At 59.4% G+C, this 17561-nt stretch carries 16 protein-coding genes; 10 read left to right on the top strand and 6 right to left on the bottom strand.

The window, feature by feature from the left end; translation table 11 throughout:
- The first annotated feature begins 21 nt into the window (after nucleotides 1-21).
- From N6H05_RS13940 to N6H05_RS13915, 6 genes are all read left to right on the top strand, one after another.
- Nucleotides 22-519, top strand: coding sequence for an RcnB family protein (locus N6H05_RS13940; RefSeq protein WP_048938949.1), 498 nt, complete (start codon nucleotides 22-24; stop codon nucleotides 517-519).
- A 596-nt stretch (nucleotides 520-1115) separates the two neighbouring features.
- On the top strand, nucleotides 1116-2201 hold the full coding sequence (locus N6H05_RS13935; protein WP_139149962.1) for a hypothetical protein: 1086 nt from the start codon (nucleotides 1116-1118) through the stop codon (nucleotides 2199-2201).
- Complete coding sequence (locus N6H05_RS13930) at nucleotides 2201-2575, top strand: hypothetical protein (RefSeq protein WP_048938947.1); 375 nt, start codon at nucleotides 2201-2203, stop codon at nucleotides 2573-2575. The genes N6H05_RS13935 and N6H05_RS13930 overlap by 1 nt, the downstream gene beginning before the upstream one ends.
- 31 nt (nucleotides 2576-2606) lie before the next feature.
- The gene (locus N6H05_RS13925; RefSeq protein WP_284110048.1) at nucleotides 2607-2924 is read left to right on the top strand and encodes a hypothetical protein; all 318 of its coding nucleotides are present in this window, start codon (nucleotides 2607-2609) and stop codon (nucleotides 2922-2924) included.
- Entirely contained in the window at nucleotides 2857-3681 is an 825-nt protein-coding gene (locus N6H05_RS13920) for an IS5 family transposase (RefSeq protein ID WP_284110047.1), read from the top strand. Before N6H05_RS13925 ends, N6H05_RS13920 begins: the two co-directional genes overlap by 68 nt.
- Nucleotides 3647-4564 carry a hypothetical protein gene (locus N6H05_RS13915; protein WP_284110046.1) on the top strand — a complete coding sequence of 306 codons (918 nt, stop codon included), beginning with the start codon at nucleotides 3647-3649 and terminating at the stop codon, nucleotides 4562-4564. The genes N6H05_RS13920 and N6H05_RS13915 overlap by 35 nt, the downstream gene beginning before the upstream one ends.
- A gap of 367 nt (nucleotides 4565-4931) precedes the next feature.
- On the opposite strand, the gene N6H05_RS13910 is transcribed toward N6H05_RS13915, so the two are convergent.
- Entirely contained in the window at nucleotides 4932-5786 is an 855-nt protein-coding gene (locus N6H05_RS13910; protein ID WP_284110045.1) for a DMT family transporter, read from the bottom strand.
- A gap of 391 nt (nucleotides 5787-6177) precedes the next feature.
- Between N6H05_RS13910 and N6H05_RS13905 the strand changes: the two genes are divergently transcribed.
- Nucleotides 6178-6621 (top strand): PaaI family thioesterase, encoded by a 444-nt coding sequence (locus tag N6H05_RS13905; protein WP_284110044.1) that lies wholly within the window; start codon nucleotides 6178-6180, stop codon nucleotides 6619-6621.
- 322 nt (nucleotides 6622-6943) lie between these two features.
- Here the strand turns inward: N6H05_RS13905 and N6H05_RS13900 are convergent, their stop codons facing one another.
- From N6H05_RS13900 to N6H05_RS13880, 5 genes are all read right to left on the bottom strand, one after another.
- On the bottom strand, nucleotides 6944-7504 hold the full coding sequence (locus N6H05_RS13900; RefSeq protein ID WP_278984160.1) for a hypothetical protein: 561 nt from the start codon (nucleotides 7502-7504) through the stop codon (nucleotides 6944-6946).
- An 8-nt stretch (nucleotides 7505-7512) separates the two neighbouring features.
- Entirely contained in the window at nucleotides 7513-10143 is a 2631-nt protein-coding gene (locus N6H05_RS13895; protein ID WP_284110043.1) for an AAA family ATPase, read from the bottom strand.
- Nucleotides 10140-11267, bottom strand: a complete 1128-nt coding sequence (locus tag N6H05_RS13890) for a metallophosphoesterase family protein (protein ID WP_284110042.1) — start codon at nucleotides 11265-11267, stop codon at nucleotides 10140-10142. Before N6H05_RS13890 ends, N6H05_RS13895 begins: the two co-directional genes overlap by 4 nt.
- A 96-nt stretch (nucleotides 11268-11363) precedes the next feature.
- A complete protein-coding gene (locus N6H05_RS13885; RefSeq protein ID WP_284110041.1) occupies nucleotides 11364-11600 on the bottom strand; it encodes a hypothetical protein in 237 nt (78 codons plus the stop codon).
- A gap of 42 nt (nucleotides 11601-11642) precedes the next feature.
- A complete protein-coding gene (locus tag N6H05_RS13880) occupies nucleotides 11643-12635 on the bottom strand; it encodes a helix-turn-helix transcriptional regulator (protein WP_284110040.1) in 993 nt (330 codons plus the stop codon).
- Between the two features lie 63 nt (nucleotides 12636-12698).
- Between N6H05_RS13880 and N6H05_RS13875 the strand changes: the two genes are divergently transcribed.
- The 3 genes from N6H05_RS13875 (at nucleotide 12699) to N6H05_RS13865 (ending at nucleotide 17537) form a co-directional block, all read left to right on the top strand.
- Nucleotides 12699-16034 (top strand): TM0106 family RecB-like putative nuclease, encoded by a 3336-nt coding sequence (locus N6H05_RS13875; RefSeq protein WP_284110039.1) that lies wholly within the window; start codon nucleotides 12699-12701, stop codon nucleotides 16032-16034.
- A 47-nt stretch (nucleotides 16035-16081) separates the two neighbouring features.
- Nucleotides 16082-16342 carry a hypothetical protein gene (locus tag N6H05_RS13870; protein ID WP_284110038.1) on the top strand — a complete coding sequence of 87 codons (261 nt, stop codon included), beginning with the start codon at nucleotides 16082-16084 and terminating at the stop codon, nucleotides 16340-16342.
- A gap of 82 nt (nucleotides 16343-16424) precedes the next feature.
- Complete coding sequence (locus tag N6H05_RS13865; RefSeq protein WP_284110037.1) at nucleotides 16425-17537, top strand: DUF4062 domain-containing protein; 1113 nt, start codon at nucleotides 16425-16427, stop codon at nucleotides 17535-17537.
- Nucleotides 17538-17561: the final 24 nt, after the last annotated feature.

The raw sequence follows: 17561 nt of genomic DNA, 5'->3' as shown, positions 1-17561 counted from the left end.
TCCCACCCAAGGAGTCCGATCATGCCCCGGTTTTTCAATCCCCAATCCCTCACGAAGCACGGTGTCAGCGTCAGCGCCGCTTTTGCAGGCAGCGTGACCCTGTTCCTGTCCGTCATGGCCATAATGGCCAGTCCCGCCGCAGAGGCGCAGGTCGTCCGGCATACGACCGTCGCGCCCCGCGCCGGGGTCGTGCACAGCCGCACCGTCATCGTCGATCGCGGCCGTCCCGGCTGGTGGCGCGGCCACCCCGGATTTGTCCATTATCACGGGCCGCGCCATGGCCATTATTTCGCGCCCGGCTACGGCTATTACCCCATCCCGCCCAGACATGCGCATAGCGTTTGGATCGTCGGTGGCACCCTCCCCCTGTCGATGCGCCATTATGTCGTCGTCAATCCGGTCGGCTATGGACTGTCCCCAGCACCGACCGGCCATATCTGGTGCTATGCGGGAACGAATTTCGTGCTGATCTCCCGACACACCGGCGTCATCATCCAGTCCGTTGCCGGTGGTTGGTGAAAAAGCGACACTCGCTGGCAGTGCTTCTGACTGCCAGCGGCCCATACCGGTCTTTCCGCCGACGATTCCCAATGCTCAGGTGCAGTCCGCCAAGGACTTGCAACTCGCGACCAACTCAAGTCGCTCGGATGCGACGTTAGCAGGTCGGCTTACGGCGGAACTGGCCATTCACTGGTTACAAAGCTGCCTTCCGCAGTGCGCCATTATGTTCATTCGGCATGCCAGTAGGGAATTCCGAGCACAGTCAAGCTCGACGGATTCGTTGAGCACTCACTCCAAAATGAGCGCTTAAACTTCAAGTCACGAGACCCCAGATAAAATTGATCGAAATTTGACATGAAAACAGTGCTTAATCCTAATGTTTCAAGGTATTGGGCGTGTCTCTGCATCGCGCTCCCACACAACTTGATCAATGGACTTTCAGAAAATTACGATCTTGCTGGCGAAGTATATCGTCTCAAAGAATCGTTTTCCGTCATTACCGAAAATGCTACTATCAACTCAACATTCCGCCGATCATTGAAAATGAGCGGACATTCCTCGGGCTCGCAGCCGATTAAAGTTGTTTGCGGTTGCCGCAAAACGGGGGATTACATATGTTCAGGAGCAATCTTGCGGCAGCGGTTAAACCGCCGCACGAAACTCACTATAAACAATTTTCAACACTTCTACGGGAACGGGCGATTGGCGCAGTAACTCGCTGCATGACGGGCGCCATGCTTCTTTTGGCGACCTCCGGCTGCAGCACGACCCGCTTCACGCAGACCGCCGGACAGTTCGGCGCGCTGACCCGAAGCGCTGCCGAACAGCAGAATGAGCGTCTGGGCGCAGTGGCGGCGGACGAGATTGAGCGATACCGGCAGAGCTTGGCAGAGACGAAAACGGAGCTCAGGTTCCGGGATTGCGCGAGGACACTCGCCGATGTTCCGCCCGATCCGGAATCCGCGCTCGTCAAACCATTTCCGCGCTGCAGGCTCACGGAACGGGTATCACAGGGAGAATTTCGGGAACTCGCTCCCGACGTCCGATTCGAGAACATCACGACTCTCAATTCCGCTTTGGTAGACTACGCCAGCGGCCTGGTGCTGCTCGCCGCGGACGCTTCGGAAGATCAACAAACCTTCACCGCTTCGGTGAGCAATCTGGCGTCTTCGATCGGAGGACTGGACGGCGCGATCCGCAAAGTCACCGGCTCCAGCGAGGAAGATTCTGCGGCTAAGCTCAACGCGGTCGGGACGCTCGTCGCGAAACTGGGCAATCTCTACTTTGCCGCGCGTCGTCAAAGCGTCCTCAAGCATATGATCATTGAAGCCGACCCACTGGTCCAGCGCTCCGCGGCAATCCTCGGCGACGCCGACTCTCAGCTCGACCTTTATGATCGGCTTCCGCTCTACGAAGCGGTCGTTAAGGCGCAGCAGAATGCGGATGAAGTGCGCGCGGGAGGCGATGTCACTGCGATCCGTTCCGCGCAGGACAAGCTGTTTACCGCAGTCGAGCGATTCAACGCGTATCAAATCGACCGCTCACGCTTTGCCGCGATCGGCGCGGCTCACGCCAAGCTCGTCGAGGCGGCCAAAGCCGGAGCGACGATCAAGGAGTTGCACGAAGCCATAGTCGCCATCGTCGATCTTGCGAGCACTATCGGTGAGACCAAGAGCGCCTTTGAAACGGAGAAACAGTGATGGCCGTTCAAGTTAAAACTCTGCCAGTCTATAAGGCGACGCGCGATGCGCTGGTGAACACCTTATCATTGGCGGAAAGCACGTTCACGGACGCCGATTTCTCCTATGATCCGTCGTCCGACTATCGCAAGGCGCTCGAAGTAATCAACGCCATCCTGCTTCAGCTACGGTCGCTCGCGGTGAGTATGCTCAAGGAGATTGATGAGGCGATCGCCGAGAGCAACCTGGCGTCGGAGCTCACAGCGCGAGCACAGGAAGCAAAGAAGGAGGCGGATGCGCTCAATAGGGCGGCGCACAGCATCAATGACATCGCGAGCGTCGCCAGCAAGATAACAGGCGTTGTGACGGGGATCGCGGGACTGCCATTCCTATGAGCTACGACATAGCAGCCAGACGGAGGAAGTCATGGACATCTTGAATCTGGTGGTTCCGCTAGTCGGCGTTGTTGGCGCATTTCTGCTGGCTCTGGCAGCCATCAAGCAGCGCACCCTCCTCGGTTTCTTCGGCCGAGGGCTAGACGAAACCAAGGCCCTGTCGGCGCTACCTGCTAGGGCAAAGCTTGAGGGCCTCGAAATTATCGAAAACACCTTAGAGGCTGTTTGGGAAATCGGCGGCAGGGGTTGTCATAGGCGTATCTGCGTGATTCAGGCTCTGGATGTGGACGCAGCAGAGCCGGGGGCGGATGGCCCAGATTGCGAAGAAGACGAAGCGTTATCCCAGTGACCTGACCGATGAGGAATGGGATCGCCTTGCGCCGTTGATGCCCAAGCCGGGTCGTCGAGGCCGTCCCCGCGAGGTGGATTTCCGCGAAGTGATCAACGCGGTCCGCTATCTGGTGCGATCGGGGTGTGGTTGGCGGATGCTGCCGATCCATTTTGGCGCCTGGCAGACGGTCTATGGCTGGTTTCGGGAGCTGGCACGCAGGTTCCTGTTCCAGACGATCCACGACATCGAATTGATGTTGGACCGAGAACGTGAGGGGCGAGAAGCCAGCCCCAGTGCGGCGGTCATCGACAGCCAGTCGGTCAAGGCGCCTTCCGCAGAAAAGCGCGGTTTTGACGCAGGCAAGAAGATCGTCGGTCGCAAGCGGCATATCGCAGTCGACACCGATGGACGCTTGCTGATGGTCAACCTCACTACCGCCGATATCTCCGATAGTGCAGGCGCTCAGGCGATCCTCGATGGCATCCGCAAGCGCTGGCCGTGGGTGAAGCATCTCTTTGCCGATGGCGCCTATGATCGCCTCAAGCTCATGGACAAGGCCAGCTACCTCGACTTTGTCGTGCAGGTCATCCGTCGAAGCGATCGCCAGCAGGGCTTCAAGGTGCTTCCGCGCCGCTGGGTCGTCGAACGCACCTTCGGATGGATGACCCGATGGCGCCGTCTGGTCCGCGACTACGAAAAGCGCATCGACGTCTCACAGGCGATGATCCTCGTCGCCATGGGTGGAAACCTACTACGCCGAAACGCTCATCCCTGATTTTCCAAACGGACTCTTAAAGATTGAAAGGATAAACACGCGCAAGCTGACAGCTGATCAGACTTACAATCTTATACTCGAAACATTAAAGGACAAAAAGCGAGTCGCGAACTTAAAGTTTGTGGCTTATTTGAGCTTTTCTGTCATCATAATTACGTTCGCAGGAACATTTCTGTATTATAAGATATTTTATGATACACAGTCAAAGATCTCGGATGCCCTGTTGGAGGATGGAGATAGTGCCAGTCAAATCTTGGGGCGCTTCAATTTTTTCCAGAAGAGTGATCCTCGCTTGGTTGAGGCCTTGGCAAAGGAAACGGCTTTTGGCCCGCCAGGCGAGGGAGCATATCGCCTACTCATGGACAAAATATGCGTCAACAAGAACAGTAAGACCTGCAATCAAGCCATCATGGAGATTAGGCAGCGTGCTGAGAAACGGGAGCCTCCGTTTAACGACGTGGGGATTCCTGTCAAAATTGGAGTACCTTCTGGTGAGGAAGAGCCAAAAAGGTTCACCGTAAATGTAAGTCCATCCTTTGGCTATGCGAACCGGGCGGTGAACATTATCTATAAAGGCCGCCGTCTTACACTTTACGCCAGTCCACGTATGCCTGGATACACGGATGACAATTTTGTGCATTTGAATACTGCTCAAGCGGATGCATTAGGTGCTCCTCGTGCAAACACGAGGGACAGTAGCCGGAGAATAGATGATCCTTATGTCCAATCGGCGTTTGCGGTCGAGGTCGTCAATGAGGATCCGAATCTATACGATCCAGTATGCCCAATGCATTGGAATGCCGAACGGAACCCATCACTCTGCAAGAAGGAGAAGCAGCTAAGAACTTCAGAATATCTGAGACTTTCGCAAAACGCAAATTGACTAATTACCCTGTTACATATTGGTTAGTATAAAAGAAAAATTGCGCGAGAGAATGGTAGATATTCTTGAAAACATCCGGGGGCAGCCTCTCGAGCGGCAGGTTCATCCGAAACCCGTCGTTCAAGGTCAAGCCCACGAAGGGCGGGTTTGTCCCAGCCCTAGTCATAAGCGGACCGACCGGTCGTTGGCACAGCATTTTTCCACTCGAGTGACTTGGATGGGCGCAATGCAGATGGTGGCTTGCGACCAATGACGCCGTTCAGCGAGCAGCCGCTGAACGGCCAAGCATGCCAAAACTCGCCGTTCAGCAATCTTGAATTGTGCCTGAAACGGCTCGCTTCCCAAAGGCAGCGAGCCGCAAATTTTCTCAGACTGCTTTAGACCGGAATGTCACCGCGAGTCCGAGCATGATCAGTAGCAGTCCACCGATCGCCCAATGGGACATAGGGTTGCCGAGCAAGACCCAATCCATCAGGGCCGTGACGCCGGGCACGAGGTAGAAGAGGCTAGTCACGTTCACTAGATTTCCGCGGGCAATCAGTCGATAAAGCAGGAAGGTGGTGCCTACGGATATTACCAGCCCGAGCCATATGCCTGACAGCACGAACGGCGCATTCCATGTGGCTTCGACGCCGGCAAACGGTGCTACGCTGCATGCAAGCGACAGGCCGACGGCATATTGCATGGGAAGGACCACCCAAGGCGCTTGCGTCTCGCGCTTTTGAGCGATTGAACCGAAGGTAATCCCAAGAAGGGCCAGCAACGCAAATACGAGCCCAAGCGGCTCGAACCTTGAGGCGACCAGACCATCACCGACGACCGTGGCCAAGCCACCGAGCGCCAGAAGTAGACCGAGTATGCGCAACACTCCCGCCTTACGCTCAGTTAACAGAACGGTGATGATCGGTTGGACGCCAAGGATGGTCGCAAGCGCTCCTGGCGTAACGCCGTGCTCCATGGCCAGAAGGTAGCAAACGGAATAGACGCCCGCGATTGAGAAGCCGATAAATGCCACGCGCCACCTGCTTCCTTGCTCCGGCACAAGTTTGCGGTTGTAAATCGCCGCAGCGACAAGAACGGCGAGAGCCAGGCCATATCGCAGGATCAGCAATGCGAAGGCCGAGCCATGCTGTAGCCCGATTTCGGAAACGATGGCACCGCTGCTCCAAAGCAAGACGAACGCCGTGGTCGGCAGAAGCGCCGACACATGTCGATTGAACATGAAAAAACACCTGAAAATGAGGTCCGATTGCCTGCAAGCCGGGGACATGCAGGCTGAATTTCAGCCCGTCAGTACGACAGGCTCAGATGCTCGGGGGCGGCGCCGCCGCCTTACGCCCGAATATCGATCCAACAAAGTCAGGAGGTGCTACTGGAGGCGCCACGCCGAACGCGCCCGCGAAATACCACGTGGCAGCGTTGATAGAGGTCGTGGGCGTTACCATGAGACCTCCCTACCATTTGCGCAGAGATTTTCAACTCTCACAAAATATTCCAGCGAACGGTTGGAGTTGGCGCTAGCCGACCGGCAACTTCTCCCCAGATCATCGCGGATTTCAGCAGGTCAAGAAACGCCCATTAGCAGACCTGACTACAAAGCGCTAAAGGGGTTCATGGTAACAGAATCACACTCAGCTTCGCTGCGGCTACATCTGTCGCAGGCTCAGGTTTCGACGTTTCTCGACGAGGCTTTCCCAACATCTGCTCGCGCAAATCTCGGCGAGGTGGTCAGCTTGGATTTGAACCATCTGCGGATGCGGCTTGAACCGGATCACTCCATGATGAGGCCCGGTGACCTTGTTTCGGGTCCGACCTTGATGGGGCTCGTGGATGTAGCCGCGTACGCCGTTATTGCTGCCCATCACGGAGCAGAAGCAATGGCAGTGACGAACTCGCTGTCCATAGCTTTCCTTCGAGGTTGCGAGTTTAAGACAGTCTTTGCCGACGCTCGTCTGCTCAAGTTGGGAAGGCGGCTTGCAACGGTTGACGTGCGGCTATGGCAGGACAATGAGGAGCGCCTTATTGCTCAGTCGACGGTTGGTTACGCCCTTCCATAGAGCGTCCCGTTTCCTCCCATGGCAGCCTTTTCTTAACCGAAAATCACTCGCCTGGAACCGGACGATCGTCCCACCGATCGAACGTCAACAGACCATCGACAGGTTATGGAACAACCTGCCGTTCCATTGCGGCACCTCGAATGGCGGCTCTGTCCCACGACTTGCCAGTCGCCAGCCGACCCTTCTTTGCCATTCAGCGCCGATTTCCGGATTCCTTGGTGCGGACAGGCAGCTTTCCGGCAAGCTATCAACCACAACGAGCTATATAGAGCCAGCTCGTCGACGCGGGACGCCAAACGGCCTAATGAAAGCACAAGATCGCCTATCGATTATGTCTTACAATCTGCTCAATCCTGAGGGCCGTCTGTACCCACAATCCGAGATCTAACGCCAGCTTGAAAAATTCGTCGCCCGCGTCGGACGGATTGAGGCAGTACTGACTAACAAGATCCCGGGCGCACCTCCCATGCTCGAGCGCGTCGTCGAGCGAGGCCCATCGGGGATCCCCCACCTCGGCTTCGAAGGCGGCAATCACGGCGACCGGAAGATTCACCCCGAAGAGGAAGTAATGGAGCGTCGGTAGGAAACCAAAATGCACGAACGCTTCCTCGCCTACCGTTCCGTTCCTAGCGAATAGCTGCTCACGCGAGCCTTTCAGGCGGCCCGTCCGAAACTCTGGATCGGTCCAGTAGCTCACGCGCTGCGCGGGAATGGCATTCCGTTCGCTGAGCGACGACAGTAGGCGGGGTATCGGCTCCAGGTTTCCTTCATACGCGGTGCGAGCTTCCCGAGTGGTCGGGTTGTGCCGACGGAAATCAATCCGCGCGACTAAGGCCTCTTCAGCTTCGGTGAACGAGATCGCAAACCGACTGCGGGTCGGCATTCCCAAGCTCATCTGAGCACGATCCGGTTAGCTTCGACATGACGAAATGCCTTGGACCTGCAAGTTAGCAAGATGACCTGCATCCGTTTGGACGCCTCCTGCAGGATGTCCGTCATCGTCTCCAGCCGGATGTCGTCCGAATAGACCAATGGATCATCCAGTATGAGGGAAATCGGTGCTCCATCCTCCAACAGCAGGTCTGCGAACGCCAGACGAGTCAGGATCGCCAATTGCTCCTGTGTTCCCCGACTAAGGTCGCCACACGCCTCGTCGATCCCAGCCCGTGTCACCCCAGCGAGCCCGAGCTCTTCGTTGAACGACAAATCGCTACCCGGCAGAAGTTGCTGAATGTAGCGCCCCGCACGTGCCGTCACGGGTGCAAGGAACGTCCTAGAAGCCTCGTCCGCCGCCTGCGTCAGGGCTTTCCGCAGCATGTCGAGCGTATCCGCCTCGCGCCTGAGGCGCTCGAGGGAAGTCGCTCCGGCCTCCTCATTCTCACGCGCCTCCGCCATCCTTCCTGCAGGCCCGCTTGTTCCCTCCCTTGCAACTGCGGCTTCGAGCGCTGCGATCGATGCGGTGAGTTCGAGACGCTCCTCTCCGGCCCGCCGCGCAGCGCGATCGATGTTATCGATGCGCCGACGGATGGCCTCAGGATCGAATGCCTCGGTCCCCGCTTTCGCCTTCTCCGCAGATTCGAACTTGGCAGTCCGATCGCGCTGCGCGGACTGAAGGTCCGCTGCCAGTTTCTCCCGGTCGCCAGCATCGGTCACAGTCCGGAGGTACTCGCTCGCCGCTTCCATCTCGCGATGCGCACTTCCGTGATCGGCATCAGCCGTCGCCTTGACGCGTTCCGCCTTCGACAGCGCCTCCCTTGCATCCTCACGTCGGCCAGATGCGGTCGCCTCAGACAGCTTGGCCTCCGTCACCGCCCCTTCGAGGGCAGCGATGTCGTCCACCGGCGCGACCGCATCGATGAGATCCTCGCCCAGAGACGCAACGAACGCCTTCAGTGCATCAGCACCAGGCGCCAGCGCGATCGACGCGTCACCAGGGCACGCAGACGCGATCTGCTTTTGCAGAGCCACGAGTTCCCGTTCGGCCGCTGCCGCACGCTCGTTTCGCGTGATGCCCTCGGAATGCGATCTGATCCCAAGCCGCCTCAGGGCAGCGTCACGCTCTCCGTCCGCTGCAGCCAAGTCCGCTTCGATGCTAAGGCTTGCCCCCTCTGGGGGACGAACGGTCACGCTACCAGCAGTCCCCAGTTCAAACCGGGTGGCCTTCAAGACCTCGATGCTGGCTACCTCCACGGTTTCACCGTCGATCCGAAGGGCAGAGCCTTCGTTCAATTCCACCTCGACCTTGACGGCGCCGGCTTCGAACCGCGCCCGCGCCTGGATCGCGGCCAACTCGTATTCAGCAACCTTCCCGAGCTCATCGGCATCGATCCGATCCGCCGATGCCTGCTTCAGCTCCCTCTCCCGAGCCTCGAGATCGTCAAGCGCACGCCGAGCATCGATCGCCCTGCGTGCTCCAGCAGCCGTGGCAAATATACGGGCACGATCACGAGCACCCGCCAGTGCCAACTCATGCTCTTCCGTCTCCTGTCTGGCATCATCGAGCGCCTGACGCAGAGCCCTCTCCTCCTCGCTCAACTTCTCGGCGTTGGAGCGAGCCTCTTCCAGCGATCCTTTCGCCGTCTCGAGGGCTTTTCTGGCAGAGTTCAGCCGGCCATCAGCAGCGTCAAGGCGCCGCATCGCCGCCGAAGCGGTTGTCACGATAGCATCAGCCTGACCGAGCTGCGCCTCGGCAGCCGAATGTCGAAGCGCTGCCGTTTCAGCGGTCTTCAGATCGTCCTCGAGTTTGCGACGCTGCTCGACCGCCTCGGGATCGACGAGATCGCGCTCCAAGATCTTCAAGCGTGACTTCGCAGTTTCGAGGTCGGCAAGCGTGCCCTCATAGTCGCGAAACACGGCTTCGGCAGCTTGGCGCGCTGCGATCGCGTCGGCGAGCCGTGTTTCGGCAGCCGCCAGATCGCCCTTCGACTTCCCGGTTGAGGGAGTTCTAAGTGCGGAATATGCGGTCTCAACGTTGGACCGGATCGCATCGAACCGACGGCCTCCCGTAACCGCCCCCACTTCGGCCTCAAGGACGCCCCTGACCGTGTCACGCACGATGCGGTTCGGATTCTCGACCGCCAGCGCAGTGGCCTGCTCCACCCAAAGTAGGCCGAGCGGACCGCGGGTTTCCGGGTCAGTCCCCCTATTGTTACCCCGCTCGAACCCCAGCAGCTCTTGCAGCGCCTCCTCAGCGGCATCGCTCTCCTTGCGGCCGCTGGCCCCGGAGAGGCGGACGGACGCCGACTTCATAAACTGCTTTTCGAGCGTCCAGGCATCCTCTCCGATGTGGAAGCCAACCGACACTCTTGGCGCGACGTCGTCACCGATCGGAACATAGGACCGCACCAGTTCGGTTTTGGCAGAGTATCGAACGAAAAACGCAGCACGGAGGGCTTCCAGCAAGGTCGATTTACCCGTCTCGTTGGGCTCGACAACGACGTTGAGACCGTCGGTGAAGCCCTCGACGCGAAGGGGATCGCGGAACTTGCGGAAGTTCGCAACCTCTAGACTTTTGATGATCATTTCGACACCTCCGCGTCAAATCGAAGGGCTTCGACATAGAGACGCTCCAAAGCCGCCGCCGCAATCTGCGCATTCGGGCCGTTGGTATCCGCTTGGGATTGCAGTGCAGCAGTGGCACCGGCAAGGGCCCCCTGAACTTCGATCCTCGCGATGTCGTCCGACGTGGGCTGGGCAATTAGCTCATCAGTATCCAGATCGAGGTTGCGCAACTCGTGCGCCAGTCGGTTCTCCAAGAGGGTCAACATAGAGACACGGTCGGAAAGGCTCGCCACCCCCGTCAGATCGAGTGACAACAGCACATCGGAAAGGCGCGCCTCCGTCCTCAGCGTAGCGATCTCCCTCTCAAGCTCCTCTTCGTTCGCGACATTCCATCGGCGTGAGATCCAACGGTAACGGCCAGTCTCGATCCTTTGGAGCTGCGGAGGTTCTTCGGACCGCAGATCCACGGAGATGCACGCGCCGGGTTCATCCCGCCCGAACCTATCGATCTCCGGCGTGCCACTATAGGCAGTCCTATCGCCAACGGTCAGGAAACCGTGCCAGTCCCCGAGCGCGAGATAGTCCAACCCCGCAGACTTCGCCCGATCGGGAGGGATTAGGTTCGAACTCTCGCCAGACGCTCCGAACTCCGTGATAGAACCGTGTGCCAGCCCGATCCGAAGCGCTCCAGGGGGTGTCGCCATTTCAACCATCGCTGCGGTCGGATCGTTCGTCGTCTTGCGATGCTCGAGGGGCGCTGGAAGCAGCCAGGCACCCTCCTCCATCTCGACCGGTTCAGCGGTGTCAACGATCCGCACCGATGACGGTGCGCGAGCGCGAATCCTACTCCAAAGACCGCCCGCACGGGCGTGGTCATGATTACCCGGCATGAGCCACCACGTCAGCGGCGCACGCTCCATTCGGGACAGCGCCTGCATGACGATACGATCGCCAGGCTCTACATTGTCGAACACGTCTCCCGCCACCACAACATGTGCTGCGCCGGCCGCCATCGCGGCCTTCCCAAGTTCGTCGATTGCATCGAGCCGTGCTTCGGACAGCGCGTTGCGCACCTCATGAGAGAAGCGGCCAAACGGCTTCCCGAGTTGCCAATCGGCGCTATGGATGATCTTGAGCGTTCCCACGAATCACTCCTTCGTTTCCGTCAAGCAATGAGTCTCACAAGTGGATGACAGAAACTGTCACCCATCCACGTTGTGCGCGACAGGAAGAGCAGTTCGCTATTCGTCGATGGTCACTATGACGGTGTCGTAAAGGTTCTGCGCGCGGTCGCTGGTCTTGTGGGTGTTAGCAACGCGGTATCCATCGCCCTCATTGCGAAGCAGGATCCTCGCGACGGCTTGAAACGCATCCATCTCTGCGTCCGACCCGCCCGTGGGCCGGAAGGACGCGCCACCCTCACTCCGACGGACCCGGAAGCCGGTTCCATTTTCGATGAGGTCGTCAAGGTAACTCATGCAGGCTCTTCCTACTTTGATATTCGATAGTCGGCGTCATCGTTAGGGCAGAGCCGGAAAGACGCGCCGGTATTCATGGACCATCTCGCGGAGCCTTGGCGGCGCCAACACTTCCACGGCATCCCCCCACTGGTAGAGGTGCCACGTCATCTCCAGAAACCCTGATGCCATGAAGCTCACGGTAAGCGATCCATCCTCCCCCTCCTCCGTGGACTGCGTGGGGTGGAAGACGAAGCGCCGGGCGTGGGCGGCTGCATCCGGCGTGAAGCGCCAGACCACCTCACCGAACTCCCGTTCGCTCTCATACGAACCAAAGCCCTTCTCGGCATGCCGCTTCAGATTAAAGCCAGCATCGATCTCGAAAGATCCGGCGAGCATCTCCGCTTCGTAGATCTCTTCGACCCGATAGTGTCGCAGATTAGCTTCCCGTCCCTTGCCGGTATCCCGCGCAACAAGATACCGGCGCACGCCAAGCAGGAGGCCGTGGGGCGCGACGATGCGCTCGCTTGGCTCGTCTTCGTCTCGCTTCCGATAGCTGATGCGAAGGAGGTTCGGGCCCTTCAGCGCTTCGTAGATCGCCTCGACTACGTCCTTGTCGGCGGCGGGCTGGGGTCCAGGGCGGGCAGCGTGGCCGAGCGCCTCCAGGATCGCCTCCTTGTCCACGTCGAGCTTCGTTCCCTTGTCGGGCGGTATTAGCGCCCTCACTTTCCGTTCCAGGCTACGCGCATGTGCGGCCTCTTTCGGCATGCCCGCGTGGTCCAGCTGGACGATCGCCTCCGCTAAAGCGACGAGTTCCTCTGACGAGGGTGTCAGGAGCGGCGCAATGGCACGAGCAGGGATGTTCCATCTCGCCCTTCGGTCATCGCCGATCGCATAATCAGTCTGGGGGAAGGCGGCCTGCAGCGCGAAGGTCATACGCTGCGCTGTCCTTTCCGAACATGAGAACTCCTCCTGGATGTCCTCCAGCGTCACGCCACGGCGTCCCGTTGCCAGCATCGCCAGCCTCAGCAATTCCTGCGCTTTCGAAAAGGCCATGACGATAACCCCGACAGATTTTGTCACCCATATATGCTATTCCGAGTCCAAAGGGGAATTATAATGCGCATGCTCGACGGAAAACTCCGCCTTTCCGCCTCCGACCTGATGCGGTTCAAGGGGTGCAGGCACGCCACGACGCTCGATCTGAGACTGATGGAAATAGGCGACGTCACGCCCGCAGCAGATGGTGATGAGGCGGTTCTGCTCCAGCGTCAGGGCGACGCCCACGAATTCGCGTTCCTTGAGGGCCTGCGCGAGACTGGCCGCTCGATCGTCGAGATACCCAAGGACGGAATTCCACTCGAGCGCTCGGTCGAACTCACGATTGATGCGATGCGTGACGGACCGGACGTGATATTCCAGGGAGCGCTACTGGGCGGCGCTTGGGGAGGCTATACCGACTTTCTGGAGCGGATCGACCGGCCGTCGGCAATTGGTCCCTGGTCCTACGAGGTGGTCGACACGAAGCTGAAGCGGAAACCGGATCCGAAGCATGTTCTTCAGCTGTCCCTCTATTCCGACCTGCTGACGGATGTCCAGGAACTACGCCCGGAAGCCGCACACCTCCAACTTGGTGATGGCTCGCGGTTCTCCGTCCGGCTGGCTGACGTAGCCTCTTATGCCCGGAATGCTCGAAACGTCTTCGAGACGTTCCTTCACGAGCGTCCCGAAACCAGGTCCGACCCCGTTTCCGGATGCGGCCTTTGCAGGTGGAAGGATCACTGCCGCTCCGAATGGGAAGATACGGACAGCCTGTCGCTCGTCGCCGGCATCACCAAATCCCAGCGCGGCAAGCTCGAGGCGTTCGGCATCGGGACGCTCAACGGTCTCGCTGATGTCGAAGGCAGGGTTCCGAAGCTGTCGCCTGAGGTGCAGTCGCGGCTGACAACGCAAGCGAAGCTACAGCGGAAACGCCGCGCTGGTGGTCCCCCCGGTTTTGAACTTCGCGACTTTCAGCCGGGCAAAGGCTTCGGTCTCCTGCCCCAGCCCGACGACAGGGACCTGTTCTACGACATAGAGGGTGACCCCTACTACGAGGGCGGTCTAGAGTATCTGCACGGCGTGTGGTTCCGCGATAAAGGCGAATGGACGTTTCGCGCCTTCTGGGCTCACGATCGCGAGGCCGAAGGCCAAGCTGTCGCGGAGCTGCTGGAATTCTTCGTCGATCATCTTCGTGCACATCCCCAAGCACGGATCTACCATTACGCGAACTACGAGATCGCGGCGCTTCGCCGCCTGACGGCTGCCCATCGAGTGGGTGAGGCCGCGATGGACCAGCTCCAACGCGAACGCCGCTTCGTCGACTTATTCAAGGTCGTATCGGGATCGCTGATCGCCTCGGAGAAGGGCTATTCAATCAAGGACTTGGAGGCATTCTACATGCCGAAGCGCGATGCGGACGTTGCCACGGCCGGTGCAAGCGTGGTGTTCTACGAGAACTGGCGCGAGACTGGTGACGACGCGCTTCTAGAAAAAATCTACGACTACAACAGGACCGACTGCATTTCGACGCAGTTGCTACGCGATTGGCTGGTCGCGGACGTGCGACCGGCCGACATGCCGTGGCCGAGGTTGGGCGAGGTGCCCGAAGCCGGTGCGCTGTCGAACGTCGCGGAGGAGGACGCCGAGATCGACGCGCTTCGGACGCGATTGGTCCCCGTCCGAGCCCGGCTAGGTGACGAAGTGGCCGATCTCGTTCTCGACCTAAACTTCTTCCACAAGCGCGAAGACAAGCCTGCCTGGTGGGCGATCTTCGATCGACTCGCTCAGGAGAGCGAAGATCTCCTCGACGACCTCGAATGCATCCAGGGGCTCGAAGCCATTGGCGACCCGGTCAAAGTGACGGCCAAGTCGTTCGAGCGGACATACCGCTTCCCGGCGCAGGAGACGAAGCTCCGTGCCGGCAAGAAGCCGTGCGTCAAGCCCGCTGCGATGCCCGAGGACATCGATCTCCGGGAACTCGACGCTACCGCTGGAACGCTGGTTCTGCGCCGCTCGACCGCAAAGGGTCCGCTTCCCGACCGCCTTGACCTCATTCCAGGCAAGCCCATTGCGAATGCCACGCTCCGCAATGCGGTAGCTGCAGTCACCGAGCACATAATCCAGGACACGGGTCGCGCGAGTGCAGTCGAGCAGCTCCTGACACGTAGTCCACCCGTCTTTCGCAGCGGCTCCCGCACAGCGGGGATCATCGACCCCAATTGCGACCTTTCCTCCCAAACGAGCGCGGCGATCGCGGACATGAACGGGACGACTCTCGCGATCCAGGGGCCGCCTGGAACCGGCAAGACCTATGTAAGCGCGCTTTCGATCGTTGATCTCATCCGCGTGGGCAAACGCGTTGCCGTCTCTTCTAACAGTCACAAGGCCATCGGCAACCTACTCGAGGCGATAGCTGACCGGGCGGCAAACGAGGGAATTGAGTGCCGGGTTGTTCAGAAGGCAAACGACGATGGAGACGACGACTCCCATCCCGGCATCACACTGGTCCAGTCGAACGATTCGCCGGAGATCGGAACTGCTGATGTGATGGGAGCGACGGCATGGCATTTCGCCCGTTACGATGCGCCGTCATTCGACTATCTGTTCGTGGACGAGGCCGGGCAGGTCTCACTGGCGAACATCATGGCGATGTCCAGAGCGGCGCGCAATCTCGTCCTTGTGGGCGATCCGATGCAGCTGCCGCAGCCGCTACAAGGGACGCATCCCGGACGCAGCGGGGAATCTTGTCTCGAGTATCTCATAGATGGGCATCGCGTCGTGCCCGAAGACAGGGGCATATTCATGCCCGTAAGCCGCCGCATGCATCCATCGATCTGCAGCTTCATATCCGCCGCGGTTTACGAGGACCGGCTCCATCCCGACGACGCGGCTGACACCCAGGCGCTCTTCAGCGCCGACGGCACCTCGCTCGTCGGAGCTGGCGTCAGGATGGTAGTCCACAGTGGCCGATCGCAGGTCTGCCCTGAGGAGATCGACGCTATCAGCGCTCACATCGCCATGGTTCTGGGCTCGACCTATCGCGGACGCGACGGCGCGGATCGTGTGGTCGGACATAGCGACATTCTGGTTGTCGCCCCATACAATGCCCAGGTGAACGCGTTGCGCGCAGCACTGCCCTCAGGAATACGTGTGGGCACTGTCGACCGTTTCCAAGGCCAAGAGGCTCCGGTGTGCCTGGTGTCGATGACAACCTCGAGTGGTGAGGAACTGCCGCGCGACATCGACTTCCTCTTCTCTCTGAACCGCATCAATGTCGCCGTATCCCGCGCGCAGGCCTCGGCAGTCGTATTCGCCAGCCCACTTCTCCTAGAGACGCCGTGCAGGACGGTCGAAGAGATGACGCTCGTAAATGCACTTTGTCTCCTTCGAGAACATGGGGGTGACAGCTTCTGACACCCGCGCGTGCGAATCTCCTATTTATCGGAAGAAGGAGATCAGAAATGGGTTTCTCGGATATCGGACTGCGCCACATTGTCGACATCGATGGTCAGCTTCTCGGCATCGACGCCGAAGTAATCGACACCGCCTCCCTTCTGGCACGGGCGAACTGCCCTGCAGACAGTCTCATATGGATGGTGCGCGCCGGCGAGCGCGTGGCGATCGAGCCGAAGCAGTTCATCCGTCTCTCGGAACAGGACGTGGTCTTCTTCGAAACCTCGTCCGCTCGTAGCTGGTCGCCTTTCGAACTGATGGCGGCCTAGTCGACCGGATCGATCTGGGCGCCTCTCAGTTCGACCGAGAGGCAATTCACGAACACGCCGCAAAGGCAGATTGGAGCGTTAGGTGAAGGTCTTCGTCAGTTCACTGATCACTCGCTATGAACCACTCCGTGATGCGGCACGGAAAGCGATCACGACCTTGCGCAACGAGGTCATAATGGCTGAGGACTTTCCAGCTCAGCCCAACTCGTCGCAGATTGCCTGCCTTCAGGGCGTGCGGGCGGCCGACCTCGTCGTCCTCATACTCGGACCGGACTACGGTTTCGTTCCCCCTGGCTCGGCGATCTCCGCCACCCATCAGGAATATCGGGAAGCGCGCGGGACGAAACCCATTCTGGCATTCATCCAGCAGGGCGTGGAGGCACAGCCCGAACAGAGCGCCTTCATTGAGGAGGTGCAGGCGTGGGAAGGCGGTCTTTTCCGTAGTGGCTTCAGGGATGCGACCGATCTGCATGAGGCCATCACGCAGTCACTTCACGACTACATTCTATCCAACGCGACCGGGCCGGTCGATCAGGAGGCTCTGATCGCCAAAGCGAAGGCGCTGATACCGGTCGAAAGGCATAACCAGCATTCGGCAACAATGCTCGAACTCGTAATCGTCGGCGGCCCCTTCCAACAGATACTGCGCCCAATCGAGATGGAGAACCCCGACCTCGGCGAGGAGCTGCAGCAGAAGGCGCTGTTCGGCGATAGCCGCCTCCTCGATCGGACCAAGGGAAGCGTCGTGGCTCTCGATGGCCCTGATCTCCTGATCCAGCAGGAACAGGGCGAATCAATCCGACTGACCGAGCAGGGGGCGGTCGCGTTCCGCCTTTCGCTTGAGGACACCGAGACGAACGACCAGATGAGCGGGTTCGGAGGCATGCTGATCATTGAAGAGATCGTGCGAGAACGCCTCCAGTCCGCACTTCGCTACGGAGCCGCGACTCTCGAGCGCATCGATTCGACTCAGCGTCTAACGCACCTCGGGATCGCGGCGTTCGTTTCCGGGAGCGAATACCGCACCTGGAAGACACGCGCACAGCAAACTTCCATGGGCGGCTCCCTTCAGATGGGGATGGGTCAGGTAGATCGGGCACCAATCTCCATGGTCATCCGGCGGGCTGCGCTCCGACTGGATCGCACTCCCCTGATCGAAGACATCCTCGTGCCGCTCCGTCGGCAGTTCTCGTAAACAGAGAGCCGGCAGTAAAGCGCC

Origin of the sequence: Sphingobium sp. WTD-1 (assembly GCF_030128825.1) — a bacterium.
Classification (GTDB): Bacteria; Pseudomonadota; Alphaproteobacteria; order Sphingomonadales; family Sphingomonadaceae; genus Sphingobium.
Note: the sequence above shows the minus strand (reverse complement) of the source record. Positions and strands in the feature narration are given on the sequence as shown.